The 18,091-nt window shown below is 42.6% G+C and carries 17 protein-coding genes, 1 pseudogene and 1 riboswitch; of the genes and pseudogenes, 13 read left to right on the plus strand and 5 right to left on the minus strand.

What is annotated here, in order from left to right; all coding sequences use genetic code 11:
* The 6 genes and pseudogenes from ftsE to glpG all read left to right on the plus strand — a co-directional run bounded on the left by ftsE (position 1) and on the right by glpG (position 4,782).
* On the plus strand, positions 1 to 681 hold the full coding sequence (gene ftsE, locus OCV29_RS00745; RefSeq protein ID WP_073605187.1) for a cell division ATP-binding protein FtsE: 681 nt from the start codon (positions 1 to 3) through the stop codon (positions 679 to 681).
* Complete coding sequence (ftsX, locus tag OCV29_RS00750) at positions 665 to 1,633, plus strand: permease-like cell division protein FtsX (RefSeq protein WP_139281662.1); 969 nt, start codon at positions 665 to 667, stop codon at positions 1,631 to 1,633. The genes ftsE and ftsX overlap by 17 nt, the downstream gene beginning before the upstream one ends.
* A gap of 194 nt (positions 1,634 to 1,827) precedes the next feature.
* The gene (gene rpoH / locus OCV29_RS00755; protein ID WP_073605185.1) at positions 1,828 to 2,682 is read left to right on the plus strand and encodes an RNA polymerase sigma factor RpoH; all 855 of its coding nucleotides are present in this window, start codon (positions 1,828 to 1,830) and stop codon (positions 2,680 to 2,682) included.
* A 197-nt stretch (positions 2,683 to 2,879) separates the two neighbouring features.
* A pseudogene (gene tnpA / locus OCV29_RS00760) lies at positions 2,880 to 3,191 on the plus strand (IS200/IS605 family transposase); the annotation flags it as partial.
* A gap of 424 nt (positions 3,192 to 3,615) precedes the next feature.
* Positions 3,616 to 3,930 (plus strand): thiosulfate sulfurtransferase GlpE, encoded by a 315-nt coding sequence (gene glpE / locus OCV29_RS00765; RefSeq protein ID WP_073605441.1) that lies wholly within the window; start codon positions 3,616 to 3,618, stop codon positions 3,928 to 3,930.
* A gap of 18 nt (positions 3,931 to 3,948) precedes the next feature.
* Positions 3,949 to 4,782: a rhomboid family intramembrane serine protease GlpG gene (glpG, locus tag OCV29_RS00770; protein WP_073605442.1), complete on the plus strand. Its 834-nt coding sequence runs from the start codon at positions 3,949 to 3,951 to the stop codon at positions 4,780 to 4,782.
* A gap of 26 nt (positions 4,783 to 4,808) precedes the next feature.
* On the opposite strand, the gene OCV29_RS00775 is transcribed toward glpG, so the two are convergent.
* On the minus strand, positions 4,809 to 5,216 hold the full coding sequence (locus OCV29_RS00775; protein ID WP_073605443.1) for a flagellar basal body-associated protein FliL: 408 nt from the start codon (positions 5,214 to 5,216) through the stop codon (positions 4,809 to 4,811).
* 172 nt (positions 5,217 to 5,388) lie between these two features.
* Between OCV29_RS00775 and OCV29_RS00780 the strand changes: the two genes are divergently transcribed.
* Together OCV29_RS00780 and ubiA are read left to right on the plus strand one after the other, a co-directional pair.
* The gene (locus OCV29_RS00780; RefSeq protein WP_073605444.1) at positions 5,389 to 5,919 is read left to right on the plus strand and encodes a chorismate--pyruvate lyase family protein; all 531 of its coding nucleotides are present in this window, start codon (positions 5,389 to 5,391) and stop codon (positions 5,917 to 5,919) included.
* A gap of 10 nt (positions 5,920 to 5,929) precedes the next feature.
* Positions 5,930 to 6,784: a 4-hydroxybenzoate octaprenyltransferase gene (gene ubiA / locus OCV29_RS00785; protein ID WP_073605445.1), complete on the plus strand. Its 855-nt coding sequence runs from the start codon at positions 5,930 to 5,932 to the stop codon at positions 6,782 to 6,784.
* A gap of 62 nt (positions 6,785 to 6,846) precedes the next feature.
* Here the strand turns inward: ubiA and plsB are convergent, their stop codons facing one another.
* Positions 6,847 to 9,255 (minus strand): glycerol-3-phosphate 1-O-acyltransferase PlsB, encoded by a 2,409-nt coding sequence (gene plsB, locus OCV29_RS00790; protein ID WP_073606137.1) that lies wholly within the window; start codon positions 9,253 to 9,255, stop codon positions 6,847 to 6,849.
* A 229-nt stretch (positions 9,256 to 9,484) separates the two neighbouring features.
* Between plsB and lexA the strand changes: the two genes are divergently transcribed.
* Positions 9,485 to 10,102, plus strand: coding sequence for a transcriptional repressor LexA (gene lexA / locus OCV29_RS00795; protein ID WP_073606138.1), 618 nt, complete (start codon positions 9,485 to 9,487; stop codon positions 10,100 to 10,102).
* 83 nt (positions 10,103 to 10,185) lie between these two features.
* Here lexA and sthA read toward each other — a convergent pair whose 3' ends face one another.
* Positions 10,186 to 11,586, minus strand: a complete 1,401-nt coding sequence (sthA, locus tag OCV29_RS00800; RefSeq protein ID WP_073606139.1) for a Si-specific NAD(P)(+) transhydrogenase — start codon at positions 11,584 to 11,586, stop codon at positions 10,186 to 10,188.
* 215 nt (positions 11,587 to 11,801) lie between these two features.
* On the opposite strand from sthA, the gene fabR reads away from it, so the two are divergent.
* Together fabR and OCV29_RS00810 are read left to right on the plus strand one after the other, a co-directional pair.
* Positions 11,802 to 12,416: an HTH-type transcriptional repressor FabR gene (gene fabR, locus OCV29_RS00805; RefSeq protein ID WP_370737235.1), complete on the plus strand. Its 615-nt coding sequence runs from the start codon at positions 11,802 to 11,804 to the stop codon at positions 12,414 to 12,416.
* A 14-nt stretch (positions 12,417 to 12,430) separates the two neighbouring features.
* On the plus strand, positions 12,431 to 12,802 hold the full coding sequence (locus OCV29_RS00810) for a YijD family membrane protein (RefSeq protein WP_073606141.1): 372 nt from the start codon (positions 12,431 to 12,433) through the stop codon (positions 12,800 to 12,802).
* Between the two features lie 58 nt (positions 12,803 to 12,860).
* Here OCV29_RS00810 and trmA read toward each other — a convergent pair whose 3' ends face one another.
* Positions 12,861 to 13,970 carry a tRNA (uridine(54)-C5)-methyltransferase TrmA gene (gene trmA, locus OCV29_RS00815; protein ID WP_073606142.1) on the minus strand — a complete coding sequence of 370 codons (1,110 nt, stop codon included), beginning with the start codon at positions 13,968 to 13,970 and terminating at the stop codon, positions 12,861 to 12,863.
* A gap of 152 nt (positions 13,971 to 14,122) precedes the next feature.
* Positions 14,123 to 14,343, plus strand: a riboswitch (cobalamin riboswitch).
* Positions 14,344 to 14,380: 37 nt separating this feature from the next.
* Here trmA and btuB point away from each other — a divergent pair.
* Together btuB and murI are read left to right on the plus strand one after the other, a co-directional pair.
* The gene (gene btuB / locus OCV29_RS00820; protein ID WP_073606143.1) at positions 14,381 to 16,204 is read left to right on the plus strand and encodes a TonB-dependent vitamin B12 receptor; all 1,824 of its coding nucleotides are present in this window, start codon (positions 14,381 to 14,383) and stop codon (positions 16,202 to 16,204) included.
* A gap of 174 nt (positions 16,205 to 16,378) precedes the next feature.
* Positions 16,379 to 17,173, plus strand: a complete 795-nt coding sequence (gene murI, locus OCV29_RS00825) for a glutamate racemase (RefSeq protein WP_139281722.1) — start codon at positions 16,379 to 16,381, stop codon at positions 17,171 to 17,173.
* Here the strand turns inward: murI and OCV29_RS00830 are convergent.
* A complete protein-coding gene (locus OCV29_RS00830) occupies positions 17,142 to 17,594 on the minus strand; it encodes an RNA recognition motif domain-containing protein (RefSeq protein ID WP_073606145.1) in 453 nt (150 codons plus the stop codon). The two genes, murI and OCV29_RS00830, sit on opposite strands and share 32 nt — an antisense overlap.
* Positions 17,595 to 18,091: the final 497 nt, after the last annotated feature.

Here is an 18,091-nt window from a genome sequence, read left to right on the forward strand (position 1 = left end):
GTGATCAGATTTCAACAAGTGAGTAAAGCTTATCGGGGAGGAAGGCAGGCCTTGCAAAAGGTCGACTTTTATCTTCCCCGGGGTGAAATGGTTTTTGTTGGCGGGCACTCAGGTGCCGGAAAAAGTACATTATTAAAGCTCATTTGTGCGATTGAACGTCCGACTGATGGCAGGATTCATTTTAATGGCCACGACATTACCCGGATTCCAAACCAGGACATCCCGTTTTTACGCAGGAATATCGGTTTTGTATTCCAGGATCACCGTTTGTTAATGGATCGCACGGTTTACGATAATGTTGCGCTGCCAATGAGAATTGAATCTGTATCTGAGAATGAGATCAAGAGGCGAGTATCCGCTGCGCTGGATAAAACAGATTTACTTGATAAAGTTCGCTGCTTGCCAAGTCAGTTATCCGGAGGCGAGCAGCAACGAGTGGGAATAGCAAGAGCGGTCGTTAACCGGCCAACGCTGCTTTTGGCTGATGAACCAACAGGAAATCTTGATCCTGATTTATCTCATCGTATTGTTCGCTTGTTTGAGGAATTTAACCGGGCTGGTGTGACAATACTGTTTGCCACACATGATATTCATTTGGTCAATTCCCGTCCTCAATACCGGCATCTGGAACTGAACCAGGGCTTTTTGAGTGAGGTAGATGATTATGGCACCAAAGAATAAACGAATAACGAAAAAGGTTCGGGAAAGCCAGAAACGTCCGCCGAAAGATGGATTTTTACTCATTCATTTCAAACAGGCGAAGGCTTCATTTTTATCCTTATGGTCACGACCTGTGGGAAATTTACTGACATTAGCTGTGATATCTATGGCTTTAGCCATGCCTGCTTGTCTGTATTTGCTCAGTAAAAATATTGCTTATGTTGCCAGCCATGTTTCCTCGCCCGCCCAGATCAGTGTTTATCTGCAGGAAGGTACATCTGAAGCCAGGGTTATGGTTCTGAAAGATGCTATTGAAGCTCGTGCTGATGTAAAAAAAGTGGACTATATCTCTTCCCAGCAGGGACTGGCAGAGTTGAGCAAGTATGCTGGCTTTGAGCAGGCGATTAGCCTTCTGGACGACTATGCTTTACCCGGAGTTTTAGTCATTACACCATCTGTTGGTGATCAGGGAGAAATTAAACAGTTTGCGGAGCAGCTTCAGAGCGAACAAAATGTGACCGATGTGCGTATGGATGAAGACTGGCTGACCCGTTTTGAGGCGATTAAAAACCTGGCCGTCGTGGTGGTGGTGAGTTTATCCTTATTAATGATGGCTGCGGTTTTTCTTATTGTTGGCAACACATTGCGTTTTAATGTGCTGGAAAATAAAGAAGAAATTCAGACCATGAAACTAATTGGTGCAACTGATACCTATATTTTGCGTCCATATTTATACTCTGGCATGTGGTTTGGCCTTTTGGGCGCTTGTATTGCCTGGCTTTTTACTGCGTTGTTAACTGTGCTTTTAGATAGTGCTGTGAATGATTTAGCGCGTCTGTATGATAGTCATTTTCGTCTTATCGGGCTGGAATGGGATGAGTCTTTATTGCTGCTGATGATCGGTGTGCTGATTGGTAGTATCGCTGCAAAATTGTCTGCCTTACGTCATTTAAAAGAAATTGAACCAGTATAAGCTATATTTGTCTTAGCTAGAGCGTGTTTATCTTTCATGGTCTGGCCTGTAGTCGTCATACAGCTTGAAAACGAATGATGCAGAGAGCACTTGACATTGTGTCAGAAATTGTATATTTGTATCGGTTACATTTGATCCGGGATAAGATCCGGGCAGAGAAAGAACACTTTTAGTCAAACTTGGTGAGGAATTGAATGGCAAACCAAACGTACCCAATGGCTCTGGTAACACAAGATAGTCTGGATAGCTATATTCGAACCGTTAACGGCTATCCGATGTTGACTGCTGAGGAGGAGCGTGAGCTTGCAGAGCGATTACATTACAACGGTGAAATTGATGCGGCGAAAGGCTTAATTTTATCTCACCTTCGCTTTGTTGTGCACATTGCCCGTGGTTACTCTGGTTATGGTTTACCAATGGCGGATTTAGTTCAGGAAGGTAATATCGGCTTGATGAAAGCGGTAAAACGTTTTAATCCTGAAGTCGGAGTCCGGTTGGTTTCTTTTGCTGTTCACTGGATCAAGGCAGAGATTCACGAATATGTCTTACGTAACTGGCGTATTGTTAAAATTGCGACCACGAAAGCACAGCGTAAATTGTTTTTTAATTTGAGAAAGTCTAAAAAACGCTTGGGCTGGTTTAATAACGGTGAAGTTGAGACTGTTGCAAAAGAGCTCGGGGTTGAGCCTTCTGAGGTACGCGAGATGGAATCGCGGCTTGCCGCTCAGGATGCAACGTTTGATTTGACGGTTGATGATGATGAAACAGGTGCATCGTCAGCTCCGGTTCTGTTTCTGGAAGACAAAAGTTCTGATGTTGCAGAAAATGTTGAAGCATCGAATTGGGAGCAACATACGAATCGTCGGTTATCCCTTGCTTTATCTTGTCTTGATGAACGTAGTCAGTATATTGTGCGCTCCAGATGGCTCAATGATACAAAAGAAACGTTGCAGGATTTAGCTGATAAGTATGGCGTGTCTGCTGAACGAATTCGTCAGCTGGAAAAGAATGCAATGAAAAAACTAAGAGATGCTGTTGGGGAAATGTAGTCTTTCCCTGAAGGATTGAACAAAGGAGCCGGGATCTGCATGATCCCGGTTTTTTTGTGCTGAGAAAACCCCCAGCTAGGCTGGGGGTTCCGTAAAGCTTTAAGCTATGAGTCAGTTATAAAACCCCTTTCAATTTGTTAAAACACCTTGCGGTCTGGCAACTGCAAAAGTTAAACAAAAATTGAAAGGGGGTCCCAATGGGGGACGAAAAGAGCTTAGCGCACACAAGATGGAATTGTAAATATCACATCGTATTTGCACCCAAGTATCGAAGACAGGTTTTCTACGGAGAAAAACGAAGAGCGATAGGCGAAATATTGAGAAAACTCTGTGAATGGAAAAAGGTGAATATTCTGGAAGCAGAGTGTTGTGTTGATCATATTCACATGTTGTTAGAAATTCCGCCGAAAATGAGCGTTTCGAGTTTTATGGGGTATTTGAAGGGAAAAAGTAGTCTGATGCTCTACGAGCAATTTGAGGACATCTATGCAAATGTCAGATCGCGTGATGCGCCTGTTAGGGCGCTGCTGGTAGGAGAGCCTTATAGGCGCATATGAAAAACCTCCGGCTATGCCGGAGGATATTTTTTTTTACGGATTTATCCTGATCTTCTTTGGGGCACGCGGGAATGCAATCCTTGTGGATAAGTCTGTGTCTAAATTATCTTACACTAGCAACCATTCACTGTGACACGGGTGTTAAACCGGGTTACTTTATTGGGGATAGAAAGATAATTATACACAGAAAGATAAAGATCATTTCTATATATAGTGGATCCTAAGCTTTTGAAATACCTTATCAACACAATCCACAGACTTATCCACCAGTGGTGTGAATTTGTACTAAACCTGATAACCTTATGATGTATCGGTATTTGAGGTACACTGGATAGGTTACAATAGACGCTCATCAATAGTGCAGGTCTGGTAATTTATGGAGCAATTTCAACATATCGATGTTCAGGGAGCCGTCAGGCTGATTGAGGACAAAGGAGCAACGCTTTTTGATATCCGGGATCCTCAGTCTTTTCGTGTTGCACATGCAAAGAGTGCACTTCATTTGACGAATGATACAGTTGTGAGTTTACTGGAACAACTTGATTATGATACACCGCTTTTGGTGATGTGTTATCACGGTATCAGTAGTCAGGGAGCAGCTCAGTATTTGGTTAATCAGGGATTTGAAGACGTGTATAGTGTTGATGGGGGATTTGAAGCATGGCAGAGAGCTGGCTTACCCACAGAATAAATATGAAGATTAAATAATATGATTCAATTGGTGACGGTCAATAATCCACGTCTGGCTCAGGCATTTGTCGACTACATGGCATCACAAAACATAGAAATGAAGATGACAGGTGATGGCAATGGCAATTTTAGTCTGTGGTTGGTGCGCGATGAAGAGTTTGAGGAAGTTGAGCAAGAATTAAAATATTTTCTTCGTCATCCGGAAGACAAAAAGTATTCTGCGGCTTCATGGGAATTGACCGGTCATCAACGTCCATCATTCAACTATGATTCTGGTTATCCGGGGTTTTTTGCAATCATTCGTCGTAAAGCCGGAGTTTTTACGCTTGCCGTGATGGTGTTGTGTATTTTTGTTTTCTTCCTGCAAAACTTTGGCTTGAGACAAATTATTTTCAGTTCACTCCATTTTCCGGATTCTCATGCCGAAGGGTGGCAGTTATGGCGATGGGTAAGTCATGCATTCCTTCATTTTTCAGCGATGCACATTACATTCAATCTGTTGTGGTGGTGGTTTTTTGGCGGAGATATTGAAAAGCGGTTAGGTGTTGTTAAACTTGGCGGGCTTTTTTTGGTATCTGCAGCAGTTTCAGGGTTAGTTCAATTCTGGTTTGAAGGCGCTAATTTTGGCGGTCTGTCAGGTGTTATTTACGCATTAGTTGGCTATGTATGGATGATGGGCTGGAAGAAGCCGGAAGCCGGACTGACAATTCATCAACCATTACTGGGATTTATGCTGATTTGGCTGGTGATTGGATACGTTCAACCATTTATACCTATCGCAAACAGCGCACACCTTGCCGGTTTAGTCGTTGGGGTACTCATGGGGCTAAATGAAGCCCGTCACCGATCGTGAATACGGGCTATTATTACTATCTGAAGTTAGTAAATATATTTAGTAAACAGCAGATCCGCAATCAAAGGTCTGCCGGTTTCAGGGAGTAACAAATCATTGAGTTTTTTGACCAGCTTTTTACGCAAATCTTCCCTGCCGGATAGTGATTTAATCGTATCTTCTGTTTGTTTTCCCATGATTTCAACAATGGTATCCCGGATTAAAGGCTGATGTTTTTCAACAGTAGGAAGATCTTTACTGTCAGCAACCATAATCTCGATGCGCAGCTGGATGTAACCAAGCTTTTTACCTTTCGTAAAGTAATTTGTAGTCAGGTCTGGTTCCAGAGTGAAATACGCGAGTTTAGGGCCATCTTTACTATCTTCGGCATGGCCCGGGAATGCAGCCACTGTGCTAAAGATGAAAAATAGTAAGGTGAAGTAACGTTTCAGCATAATTTTGTCATTTCTGTTGGTAGTTCATGATACTCGAACAACTAAGGTCTTGTTACAATACTTGACTCATTTATAGTAAGACAAGATATTTTTGCAGCGAAGTTGAAGCTATCGTTGTATCGGCACACAAGCACTAATGACAACAAAAGCATTGACTAAATAATAATATAATATGGATCTAACAATTTCTCCTTATCTGTCTGTACTAAATCAGATAAATTGGCAAGATGTTAACAATTTCAACTTTCCGGATTTATGGGTGCAGCAATGGTTGTCCGAGCAGGGCTCGTTATCTGAGTTGATGAAGAAGTATTGCCAGACTCTCTCCGTGACTCTGTTGAAAAATGAATGGTTTGAGGCGTTGCACATGGCTGGTGATGAACAGTTGCTATTGCAAAATCCAGAGCGTTGTTTACTTCGGCAGGTTGTGTTGTCTGGCGATGATTCTTCATGGGTTATTGGCCATACTTTAATACCGGAAGTCACATTTCAGAATGCATCCTGTGACTTTTCAACCCTCGAAGAGAAGCCGATAGGTGAATTAGTTTTTCGTATGTCGGATGTTTTCAGGGATGAGCTGAAAGTTGCGCAAGTGTCACTGATGAATGAAATATTTTGGGCGCGCCGGTCAAGACTGTGGGTAAATGGGTATCCGCTTTTAGTGACTGAACTGTTTTTACCTGACTCGCCTGTATATCGATAGGAGCCTGATCATGACAGTATCTAAAGCAAGAGCATACTGGCAACTGATGCGTATGGATCGTCCCATTGGATCATTTTTGTTATTGTGGCCAACGCTTTGGGCTCTGATTCTTTCGGCTCAGGGATTACCTGATCCGGGGGTGTTGTGCGTATTTTTTCTTGGTGTCCTGCTGATGCGATCAGCTGGTTGTGTCATTAATGATTTTGCTGACAGGCATGTCGATGGTCATGTAGAAAGAACCAAATCCCGGCCTTTGCCATCAGGTATGGTGACAGAAAAGGAAGCTGTCAGTCTGTTTTTTTTCTTGTCTGTTGCTTCATTTATTCTGGTATTAACCATGAATAAGTTAACTATCCAGCTTTCATTTGCCGGGATTGTTCTGGCGTTTGTTTATCCATTTATGAAACGTTACACCCACTTGCCCCAGTTATTTCTTGGATTAGCATTTAGCTGGTCAATTCCAATGGCGTGGGCGGCACAGGCGAATAGTTTGCCTTCTGTGGTTTGGTTTATTTTTATGACAAATGTCATATGGACTATTGCTTATGACACACAATATGCCATGGCTGACCGGGAAGATGATTTAAAGATCGGCGTGAAATCAACGGCCATCCTGTTTGGACGGCATGACAAACTTGTGATTGGTATTCTTCAGTTGATGACTTTATTAATGCTGACTGGCATTGGAATCATGTATCAGTTAGGCGCTGCATTTTACTGGAGTATTTTGATCGCAAGTGGTTTGTTTGTTTATCAGCAGCATCTTATCCGGCACAGGGAAAGTCGCCAGTGTTTTCAGGCATTTCTGAATAATAACTATGTGGGAATGATTATTGCCGCAGGATTGTTAGTGTCGATGTGGTAAACCGGGCCCGCCATCAATATTAGTTCTGGCGGGCTGATTGTGTTCAAATACTGGTCCAATCGTTACTCAACACGGTAAATACTTTCCTGAATGGTCAATCGTACTTCCGGATACAGCAGCGTTGTCAGTAATTCAGATAACTCCGCACATAGGTCGGCCTGATCAAGATAATGTTTCTGCCTGAGTGTATACATGAGTGAAGCAAAAACACTTTTATCGAAAAATTCCGGTGCATTAATTCCGTGTAGCCTTCCCAGACGACGGGCAATTTCCTGACTATTTTGTTCCAGCTGATTTTTATCCATTTCCGGGCGTCTGACCATCAGGCTGACGGTAATTGCGTAACGTTGCAGCGTTTCAGATATTGTTCTTCCCAGTAGCATCAACACCTGAATTTTTGCCGGGTTAAGCGCTATTTTATTATCCCTGCATTGAATCAAGTCCTGGCGTCTTAGTTCCTGAATATACCGGTTGACCGTTTCATCTAACTTATCTTCCGGGCAGCTGAGGGACAGTTCATGCTGAATCAGAGGATAAATGATACGGACATATTGGCAGAGCTGAGTTGCTGAGACAGACTGATGGCGGATTAAAATCTGAGCAATCAGAGAGGGAAGGGCGAGGATATGAATAATATTGTTACGGTAGTAAGTCATTAAGACTGACTGCTTTCTGTCAAGGGATATAATTTCTCCCATACTATCGGCATCAACCATAAATTTATTCAAAGATTCAGCATGACGAACAAGGGACTCTGCGTTGTCATCCGGCACGGTGAAGGTTGATGAATAAGGGACATTTTTAAAAATATCCAGATAACATTCGATCTGTCTGACCAGATTTTCTCTGGATAAAGAGCGTTGTCGTGAAGCAAGGATTGCGGTTGCGCATAGTGTGAGTGCATTCGTCGCCGCTGCATCATTGATATGTGTCATCATTTTATTGGCAAGCTGATTGACGACCGGGCTGAGCCAGCTTGGCCGTACATTACCGAGTTTATCAATATCTTGTGTCCATTCAGGCACATGATCATGCAAAAACTGATTGAGCGAGACCGGTTCACCAAAATTAACGTACCCTTTACCGAAATTCCGGAGTTTACGGATTGTTTTTATCACCAGTCCGGCATTTTCTTTTTCTTTCTGTTTTCCCCGTAATTCCTTTGCATAGGTAGATACCTCCATGACGTGTTCATATCCGATGTAAACAGGAACAAGCGTCACTGGCCGGTTTAGTCCTCTGAGCAATGCCTGAATTGTCATTGCCAGCATCCCGGTTTTAGCCGGAAGCAGCCGTCCCGTCCGGGAGCGGCCACCTTCACTAAAATATTCTACCGGATAGCCCTTTGCGAACAAATCGGCGAGATATTCTCTGAATATGGCGGAATAGAGTTTATTGCCTTTAAAACTTCGCCGGATGAAGAATGCTCCCGCGCGGCGGAAAAGCGGGCCTGCCGGAAAGAAATTCAGATTAATGCCTGCAGCAATATGTGGTGGAACCATGCCTTCATGATAGAGAACGTAGGATAACAGAAGGTAATCCATATGGCTTCGGTGGCATGGAACGTAGACAATTTCATGTCCATCCTGAGCCAGTTTTCTGACGCTGGCTGCATTGTTAATGATTAACCCCTGATAAATCCTGTTCCACAGCCATCCCAGTATCCGATCGCTTTTTTTGATCAATGAATAGGAGAAATCTGCGGCAATTTCATCCAGAATTTTCAGCGCTTCTCTCTGGACTTTTTCCCGGGGAAGCTGTTTGCTTTTCACTTCTTCATCAATTGCATGACGAATTGATGCCGATTGCATCAGCTGTTGGAACAGCACTTGTCGTTCCGGTAATGATGGTCCTGATGCAGCCAGTTTTTGCCTCGAAAAATGAATTCGTGCGACCCGGGCCAGTTTATGTGCAATCGCACTGTCGGTGCCATGGTGATCGGCCATATACCGTAATGAGACGACCGGACTAAATCTGACTAAACAATCCCGGCCAGAGAAAATTAAAGCTTTCGCTTTTTGCGGACCATTCATCGATTCAAGATACGCTTTGTGCTTTGATTGTTTGCCTGGCTTTCTTCCCCATAGCACAGTGGCAGGTATCAGTTGAATATCGAGTGTGGGATCCTGCTGATGAAGTGAAAGTAATTCGCTGAACAGGTGAATCGACTCCCCCGGTATATGATTGTCATTCTGTAAGACAGTCGGACGGGAGGCAATAAACACATAGCGGGCCAGCGATTTGCCATTCACCGTTAGCGGATGCAAAGGATCCGGTAAACCTAACCTGTCTGTGTGCTTCTTTAATGTCAGTAAATCAATATCTGACTGGAACGGCAAGGCATAAACGACTGGTTTATGCCTGTCGATTTGATTGTCTTTGACAGGATCCGCAGGGACAACAGTTCCTTTTGCAAAAAGACGAACAGGTAATTTAAGAAGTGAATGAACCATAGATTGCCGGGAAGACATAAGATGCAAACTCTCAAGGGTGAATGGTATAAAAATGAATATTAATGGTGCTATCTGTACCGGATCATCCGGATATCAAAAACAGATAAAACCTTTCACAGTCCGGCTGACTTTTATCACTGATATTCGCTTTGTGCAACTTACAATTGAAAATATGGGGACTTTAGCTTTTCATTTAAGTTGATACTGGATATACTCACAGTTAACTGTATAAAAAAACAGGTGGATTATGAAGCCTTTAACTGCAAGACAGCAAGAAGTATTTGATCTGATACGAAGCCGTATTGAAGATACCGGTATGCCCCCAACACGGGCCGAAATAGCACGTGAGCTGGGATTCCGTTCCGCTAATGCTGCAGAAGAGCATCTGAAAGCACTGGCCCGTAAACAAGTGATTGAGATTGTTCCCGGAACATCCAGAGGTATTCGTATTTTAATTGATGCTTCAAATGGCGAGGAGGGACTCCCGCTGATTGGTCGGGTTGCAGCAGGAGAGCCAATCCTTGCTCAGGAACATGTTGAAACCCATTATCAGGTTGATCCTATGATGTTCAAACCACAGGCTGACTTTCTTTTGCGGGTTCACGGAGAGAGTATGAAAAACATCGGGATCATGGATGGTGATCTGTTGGCCGTACATAAGACTCAGGATGTCACCAATGGTCAGGTCGTTGTGGCACGGCTGGAAGATGATGTAACCGTGAAAAGGCTTGAGAAGAACGGATCTGTTGTACGGCTGCATGCAGAGAATGAAGAATTCTCCCCCATTGAAGTTGATTTAACCTGTGAAGCGCTGACAATTGAAGGCATTGCCGTCGGTATCATCAGAAATACGGACTGGATGTAATTCTGGGCAGAAGAGACCGTGTTGAAAGTTTTTCAAACTGAAGAACGTGAATGAAAGGCCGTTTCCGGCCTTTTCGGTTAAAATCAGAATAGTCTGTTCAGGCCATTCAATGCAGCAACCCGATATGCTTCAGCCATCGTTGGATAATTGAATGTTGTGTTTACAAAATACTCAATTGTATTCGCTTCACCTTTTTGTTCCATAATTGCCTGACCAATATGAATGATTTCTGAAGCTCTTTCGCCAAAGCAGTGAATCCCTAAAATCTCTTTTGTTTCCCGGTGAAACAGAATTTTCAGGTTACCCACTTCTGTCCCGGCTATTTGCGCTCTGGCCAGATGTTTAAATGAAGAGCGGCCAACTTCGTAAGGTATTTTGGCCAATGTTAACTCTTGCTCTGTTCTGCCAACTGAACTGATTTCCGGAATGGTATAGATGCCTGTTGGTATATCTTCAATTAAGTGATTTTGTGCCTGTCCGGTTGCAATGATTTCAGCAACAAACCTTCCCTGATCATAAGCAGCACTGGCTAAACTCGGATAACCAATGACATCACCTACAGCATAGATATGATCGCTGTCAGTCTGATAGTTTTGATTTACTTTCAGCTGCCCTCTGGAATCAGGTGTAATCCCTATAGCAGAAAGATTTAACAACTCTGTATTACCGGATCTGCCGTTTGCATAAAGCAGACAATCTGCTTTCATTTTTTTACCAGACTGCAGATGAACAATGACGCCATTATCAGATCCCTCAATCTTTTGATAAGTCTCATCATTGCGGATAATGACGCCATTATTCCAAAAATGGTAAGACAAAGCGTCTGAGACTTCATTATCCAGGAAGGAAAGAAGCCTGTCCCGGGTATTGATTAAATCTGTTTTGACATCCAGCCCTCTGAATATGGAAGCATATTCACAACCAATGACACCTGCGCCATAGATGATGATATGTCTTGGGTCATGGGCGAGATTCAGAATTGAATCACTGTCATAGATACGCTCATGATGAAAATCTATATCCTGAGGGTGGTAAGGGCGGGAACCTGTCGCGATTACAAATTTATCGGCTGTATATCGGTCTTTCTTCCCGTCAGGTTGGGTAATTTCAAGAGTGTGCTCGTCGACAAAGCTCGCTAATCCAAACAACAAAGCGCATTGGTTTCTGTCATAAAAGCCTTGTCTCAGTCGGGTTTGTTTATCAATGACTGATTTTGCATGATTGAGGATATTGGAAAACGTGCTGTGAAGGCTGGTGTTGTTATGACAAAAAAGCGTATTGTTATTAAATTCAATAATACGGCTGACCGCATGTCTGAGAGCTTTTGAAGGGATAGTTCCCCAATGCGTACATCCTCCTCCAACACTGCTTTCTTTCTCAACAATGGCAACATTTAAACCGGCCTTTGTCAGTCCCATGGCCGCGCCTTCTCCGCCAGGACCGCTACCAATTACTATGGCGTCGAAATGATGTGACTGTGACATAATGTTTTCTGCCTTCCATGAATGAACATTAGATATAATCTTATCGTAACGTATTCAATATGCATGAGATTCAGCCTGAATCAGTGATGGTGATCGCTGTTATGGAATTGTAAGTTATCAGATATGGAACAAAATCTGTTGTCTGCCATCTTTAGGTGCAGTAGGTATTCAGGGTATAGTAGGGATTCGTTTAGTTTTTATTTGGAATGATTTTCATGGGAATTCGGGCGCAACAGAAAGAGAAGACGCGGCGTTCATTAATCGATGCCGCATTTCGCCAGCTCAGTGCTGAGCGAAGTTTCTCCAGCCTGAGTTTGCGGGAAGTTACCAGAGAAGCAGGTATTGCACCAACATCATTTTACCGACATTTTGAAAGTATGGATGAGTTGGGATTGACCATGGTGGACGAAGGGGGGTTACTACTTCGCCAGCTGATGCGTCAGGCCAGGCAACGCATTGCTAAAGAAGGAAGTGTCATCCGTACTTCGGTAGAAACGTTCATGGAATTTATCGAATGTAATCCCAATGTATTCAGATTGTTACTCCGGGAACGCTCTGGTATCTCCTATGAGTTTCGTGTTGCTGTCGCAAGAGAGATTCAGCATTTTTCGGCTGAACTAACTGAGTATCTTGTTTTCAAAGGTGTAGAACGTGATATGGCTGCGATTCAGGCTGAAGCTTCAGTCACGCTGGTTTTCAGCTCAGGTGCTGAAGCGATGGATTTAGATAAAAATGAAAGAGATGCGTTAGCTGAGCGGTTGATTATTCAGTTGAGAATCATCGCTCAGGGAGTAAACCATTACCGTATATTAGGTGAACATTATCAGTAAAATGGAGTAAATGAATGTCGAATAATGATTGTAGCTTTCGTTCCGGTATGGAGCGAAAAAATCTGATACTTGCTTTTGTTGCCGGAGTCTGCGGCGATGCTATTTTGTCCTGGCTGACAATGAGCGAAGTTTCTTTCTCAATTTTTCCATTTATTGCATTGGCATTAGCGGTTCAGTCACTGTATCAGTCTTATTTACAACATCCTGTTTCAGAAGATTTTCCATTAGTCGGCGTCGCTTGTTTCTTTGTCGGAATTTTTGGTCATTCAGCATTTATGAAAGCGCAATACCCCGAAGAAGGATCTAATTTTCTGGCAATTATTCTGACGCTGTTATTGATGATGTGGATAGGTAAGAAAATGGGATATTGGGGCAGGAAAGATTAATCTTCAGGTTTTAGTTTGTGGATGAAGGGCGCAGATGATCGCGCCCTTTTTTGATGAATTACGATCTTACTTCCAGCAACACACCTGCTTCCATATGGTGGGTGTATGGAAACTGGTCAAATAAAGCAAACCTTGAAATCTTATGCGTTTGATTCAATACTTCCAGGTTCTGCCTCAGTGTTTCAGGATTGCAGGAGATGTACAAAATTCTGGGATATTTCTGGACCATTTTACAGGTATCAATGTCCATACCTGAGCGGGGTGGGTCGACGAAAATGGTTTCACACTGATAGCCTTGCAGATCAATATTGGCATCTTTTAGCCGCCGGAATTCTCTTTTTCCTTCCATTGCCTCGGTAAATTCTTCGGCAGACATACGAATGATTTGCACATTCTCAATATGATTGGCAGCAATATTATATTGGGCTGACTGAACTGATGGTTTTGCCAGCTCGGTTGCCAGAACACGGTTGAAATTTTGTGCCAGGGCTAAGGAGAAATTACCGTTACCGCAATAGAGTTCCAGCAAATCTCCCTGACTCTCCCGTGTGCAATCCACAGCCCATTCCAACATTTTTTCAGCGACTTTCCCATTCGGCTGGGTGAAGCTGTTTTCGACTTGCTGATAAATGAATGGCTGGCCGTATACTGAGAGTGTTTCGGTGACATAGTCTCTTTCCAGTACCTTTTTGATTTTTCTTGCGCGGCCAATAATATTGATTTGAAATCCATCCTGGATCAGTTGCTGTCTGAGATGGCGGGCTTGTTCATCCCATTCATCATTGATTGGCTTGTGGTATAAGAGTGACACCAAAATTTCACCGCTGAGTGTCGAGAGAAAGTCTACCTGAAATAGTTTGTGGCGGAGTATATCGGTTGCTTTAATCTTTTCAATTAATGCCGGCATCACCTGGTTAATGAGCAGACTGGCAGCCGGAAACTGGTCAACACGATATTTCTGTTTGGTCGTCTGATCAAACATGATGTAGTAAAGGTCTTCACCTTCATGCCATACCCGAAACTCAGCTCTCATCCGATAATGTTTTTCCGGAGAGTCAAACACCTCTAGTTCCGGTGCATTGAAGTCAGCAAACATATTTTTGAGTGTCGAGACTTTTTTTTCCAGTTGCTCCAGGTAAGTTGCAGCATTTGTGTCAGGATTCATCATAATTCAGCCTCGTCATCAAAAGGGAAAGTTCAGAAGAGCGCAGATTTTATTCAATTCAGTATTAATGTCTAGTGAATTCATATGTAATCTTTACGGTTAAGTGCCTTCATGCATAGTGATTCTTCACATCTGGACATCTCTATCAATGCTCAATACTATCTGTCGCGGCTGGTGGTTCTGTCATGTGCAGAACTGAAAAGGGAATCTGGTGCAAATCCAGAACTGACGCGCAGCGGTAAAAGAGAACAAAGGTTGAGTCAACACTGCACTAAATTCATTCATGTGTGGGAAGTTAAACCGGAGGCGATGAGTAAATCAGCGTTTACACATCATGCTCTTGAGTCCGAAGACCTGCCAGTGACCGAAGAATGATTATCTTTCAGACGGACTACGCGATTTAGGGAATAATAATGAATAAAACATGTTTGGCGATAGCGGTTGCATCGCTGTTTTCGTATGTAGGCAGTACTTATGCAGATGAACCAGTGATTGTATCTGCAAACCGATATGAACAATCAGCAGGTACGACTCTGGCTGATGTTGAATTAATCACAAGAGAAGATATCGAAACAACTCAGGCCAAGAGTTTGCCGCAGCTGCTGCGCCGGTTGGTTGGGATCCAGGTCTTTCAGAATGGAGGCCGGGGACAAAATGCATCACTGAGTGTTCGGGGTACATCTTCTTCACAAGTGTTAGTTTTAGTGGATGGTGTCCGTTTTGCCCGAGCTGCTAAAGGTGCAGTAGACTTTAACCAAATTCCGTTGAACTATATCCGGAGAATCGAATATATCCGTGGTGCAAGAGCCTCTCTCTATGGCTCAGAAGCGATCGGTGGTGTGATCAATATTATTACGATTGCCCGATCTGAGCATGAAGTGAAAGAAGTTAATGTGGGCTTGGGAAGTCTGGATTATAAAGAAATCAATGCAATTGCCGGATTACAGACCACAGAAAAGAGCCAGTTGAATTTAGCGGCTGGTCATGAAAGTACCGACGGTTACAATGTGCATCCGCTTACTGGCGTTAATGACAATGATAAACACGGGTTTAAAAGCAGCCATGGCTTGATTGGTTACGTGCATCAGGTTAACGACCATATACAGTTATTCAGCCATGCAAGAATGTATCAAAATACCTATCAATATGATGGCAGTTTTTCTTCTTTTCACAGCCTTAAAGAAAGTGAAAAGAAAGATTATGCGGTCACTCTGGGCGGTAACTTTGAACAGGAACAATTTCATTCATCTCTGATGATGAATACACAGCGTCAGCGGGGGTGGAATTATACTCAATCAACCGGAAAAGACTCCGGTACAAAAGATAAAGTTCATCAGCAAAATATTCAGTGGAATAGTCACTACGAATTGAACCCTGCAACAGTGGTTGGTGGTGGTATTGACTGGAGAAATGAATCTTATAGTGATATCAATAACTCGAATAGATTTGATCGTGAAAACTTCGCTGCATATGGCTTTGGATCTTATCAGAAGGAAAAATTGTTACTCGAAGCGAGTCTTCGGGGGGATCACAATCAGGAATTTGGTGGGCGTGCAACTTATAACCTTGGGGCCGGATATCAATTTATTCCTGAGTTTGGTCTGAAATTAAATTATGGCACGGCATTTAAAGCGCCAAATCTATACCAGCAATATGATCCAACATATGGTGAAACAAACCTTAAATCTGAAAAGTCGAAAAATGCAGAAATATCATTTGAAGGTGATATTCAGGGCATTGGGTGGTCTGTTTCAGCATATAATTATAAGATCGATAATCTGATTGATTATAATCCTTCAACATTTGTATACATGAATGTGGATGGAGAAACGAATATTAAAGGTGTTGAGTTTACTTCAGAATTTAATACCGGAATCATTCAGCATCAGATTAGTGCAGAATATAAGCATGCTGAAGATGAGAATGGTCAACAACTCCAGCGCCGTGCTAAAGAAATGTATAAGTGGAATGCGTTGATTAGTTTCTCTCAACTTGACTGGTCAGTCAGTTACCAATTTGTTGGTGAACGTCCCGATGTTGACTATAGCTCTTATCCATACAATAACATTGTCTTGGGGGGGTACTCACTTGTTGATACAGCGGTTAGCTATTATGCCAGTGAATCAGTAACTATAAATGCCCGTATTGATAATCTCTTTGATAAAGAATATGAAACAGCGAAAGGGTATGTATCTCCTGAACGTGCATACTATCTGAACATTCGATATCAATTTTAGAATTGAATGAATCATATATTATCTCTGGTAGCGCAGTTATGCACTGCACTACCAGCTTTATATAAGCTGTGCCCCCTTTCTTTAACTTTTACCCCGATATGCCCTGAGAGGCGTTGTCATTTTTTTACTTAAGCGTATTATTCGCGGATAAGTTGTTATATAAATCAGTTTAATATCGTGTCCACATTGGCATCTAACATTCTTATTTTTGATTCCGGAGTCGGTGGATTGTCCGTCTACCAGGAAATCTATCAGCTGTTGCCGCAACATAATTATATTTACCTGTTCGATAATGAGGCCTATCCCTATGGGGAATTACCATCCTCGGTTTTATTGCAACGTGTCGGGTTACTCATTGGCAATATGGTTCGAAGCCATGATATCGATATTGTTATTATTGCCTGTAATACGGCAAGTACGATTGTACTGCCGTCTCTGAGAACGATGCTAAGTATTCCCGTAGTGGGGGTTGTGCCAGCTATCAAGCCTGCTTGCCTGCTTGCCAGGCATCGTGTCGGTCTTATCGCAACGCCTGCGACGGTTAACAGGCAGTATACCTCGGACTTAATCAATGATTTTTCATCCGGAAAAGAAGTGATCAGGCTGGGTTCGACCACATTGGTTGATATTGCAGAGAATAAGATGAGAGGAGAGACTATTGATATTGATGAGATACAAAAAGTTCTCCAGCCTGTAATCAACCAAATTGATGTTGCTGTTTTAGGGTGTACCCATTTCCCATTGATCAGAGATGAAATTCAGACTGTATTGGGCAGCGAGACACTCCTGATTGATTCTGGTTATGCGATTGCGAAAAGAGTAGAAGGCTTATTGCAGAGCCGCATCTCGCGTCACAGAAGTCAACATTTCCTGATGTATGCCAGCGCTACCCCAAATAATCCGGGTGCGCTGGAAGAAACCGTCAGACAGTTAGGATTCAATCGGATTCAATTGATTCCGGCGACTTAGGATCATTTGCTACACGAACTTTTAATGTTCTGTCCATGTAATTATGTTCATTCAGATTCTCCAGTGCTCTGGGTGCATCTGATGCAGGCATAACCACAAAACCAAATCCGCGTCGTTTTCCTGTCCGTTTATCTTTCATTAAGCGAACTGCAAAAACATCACCATACTGAGCAAATAAGGTTTTCACATTCGACTCATTTGCTTTGTAGGGTAGATTTCCTACATATAAAGTGGTCGTTTTACTCTGAGATTGTTCTGCTGACGGAGCCTTAGCGACACGTGTGTTCAAAAAAAACAGCACAGTCGCACCTATAGTGCCGGCGAGAAATGCAAAAAATGAGGGAAGCGTTATCTGAGATAATATAGCAACACCTACAATGCTATATACGGCCACCCATAAAACGGTTTTATTTAAATTCATATTGGAATACTACTTATCAATTAATAAGAAAGCTGAATAATTATAAAAAAAAGAACAGATATATGAATCTTACGTTTATGTATGGTGTTTTTCCAATCAATCGCTGTGATTGTCTTCAAAGGTTATAACATTAATTTACCTGGATTGTGTGATTATTGTCCAAACAAATAAAAAACATAAAAAAGTACTTGCCAGATATAATTACTCCCCTATAATGCGCCCCACTGACACGGGATGGCGGCAACAACAGCCTGAACGATGTGAGTCCGGTCAGGGCTTAAAAGGAAAATTTAAAAAAGTGTTTGACACTGATAATTATCCCGCTAGAATGACCGCCTCTTCGAAGCAATGCTGAGAAGAGCAGCTCTTTAACAATATAAACCAATCAATCTGTGTGGGTACTCGTTAACAGATATCTTATAAAAAGATTTATCAGTGAATGAGTGACCAAATCGATATCTCTGATGAGATATTGGCACAGTCAATTCGATATTACG

The sequence above is a fragment of the Vibrio aerogenes genome (assembly GCF_024346755.1).
GTDB classification, from domain to species: domain Bacteria; phylum Pseudomonadota; class Gammaproteobacteria; order Enterobacterales; family Vibrionaceae; genus Vibrio; species Vibrio aerogenes.

Excerpts from the sequence above, each read along its gene's own strand:
- ftsX (WP_139281662.1), top strand. The coding sequence starts at position 665 with ATGGCACCAAAGAATAAACGAATAACGAAAAAGGTTCGGGAAAGCCAG.
- rpoH (WP_073605185.1), top strand. The coding sequence starts at position 1,828 with ATGGCAAACCAAACGTACCCAATGGCTCTGGTAACACAAGATAGTCTG.
- glpE (WP_073605441.1), top strand. The coding sequence starts at position 3,616 with ATGGAGCAATTTCAACATATCGATGTTCAGGGAGCCGTCAGGCTGATT.
- glpG (WP_073605442.1), top strand. The coding sequence starts at position 3,949 with ATGATTCAATTGGTGACGGTCAATAATCCACGTCTGGCTCAGGCATTT.
- OCV29_RS00775 (WP_073605443.1), bottom strand. The coding sequence starts at position 5,216 with ATGCTGAAACGTTACTTCACCTTACTATTTTTCATCTTTAGCACAGTG.
- OCV29_RS00780 (WP_073605444.1), top strand. The coding sequence starts at position 5,389 with ATGGATCTAACAATTTCTCCTTATCTGTCTGTACTAAATCAGATAAAT.
- ubiA (WP_073605445.1), top strand. The coding sequence starts at position 5,930 with ATGACAGTATCTAAAGCAAGAGCATACTGGCAACTGATGCGTATGGAT.
- plsB (WP_073606137.1), bottom strand. The coding sequence starts at position 9,255 with ATGTCTTCCCGGCAATCTATGGTTCATTCACTTCTTAAATTACCTGTT.
- lexA (WP_073606138.1), top strand. The coding sequence starts at position 9,485 with ATGAAGCCTTTAACTGCAAGACAGCAAGAAGTATTTGATCTGATACGA.
- sthA (WP_073606139.1), bottom strand. The coding sequence starts at position 11,586 with ATGTCACAGTCACATCATTTCGACGCCATAGTAATTGGTAGCGGTCCT.
- fabR (WP_370737235.1), top strand. The coding sequence starts at position 11,802 with ATGGGAATTCGGGCGCAACAGAAAGAGAAGACGCGGCGTTCATTAATC.
- OCV29_RS00810 (WP_073606141.1), top strand. The coding sequence starts at position 12,431 with ATGTCGAATAATGATTGTAGCTTTCGTTCCGGTATGGAGCGAAAAAAT.
- trmA (WP_073606142.1), bottom strand. The coding sequence starts at position 13,970 with ATGATGAATCCTGACACAAATGCTGCAACTTACCTGGAGCAACTGGAA.
- btuB (WP_073606143.1), top strand. The coding sequence starts at position 14,381 with ATGAATAAAACATGTTTGGCGATAGCGGTTGCATCGCTGTTTTCGTAT.
- OCV29_RS00830 (WP_073606145.1), bottom strand. The coding sequence starts at position 17,594 with ATGAATTTAAATAAAACCGTTTTATGGGTGGCCGTATATAGCATTGTA.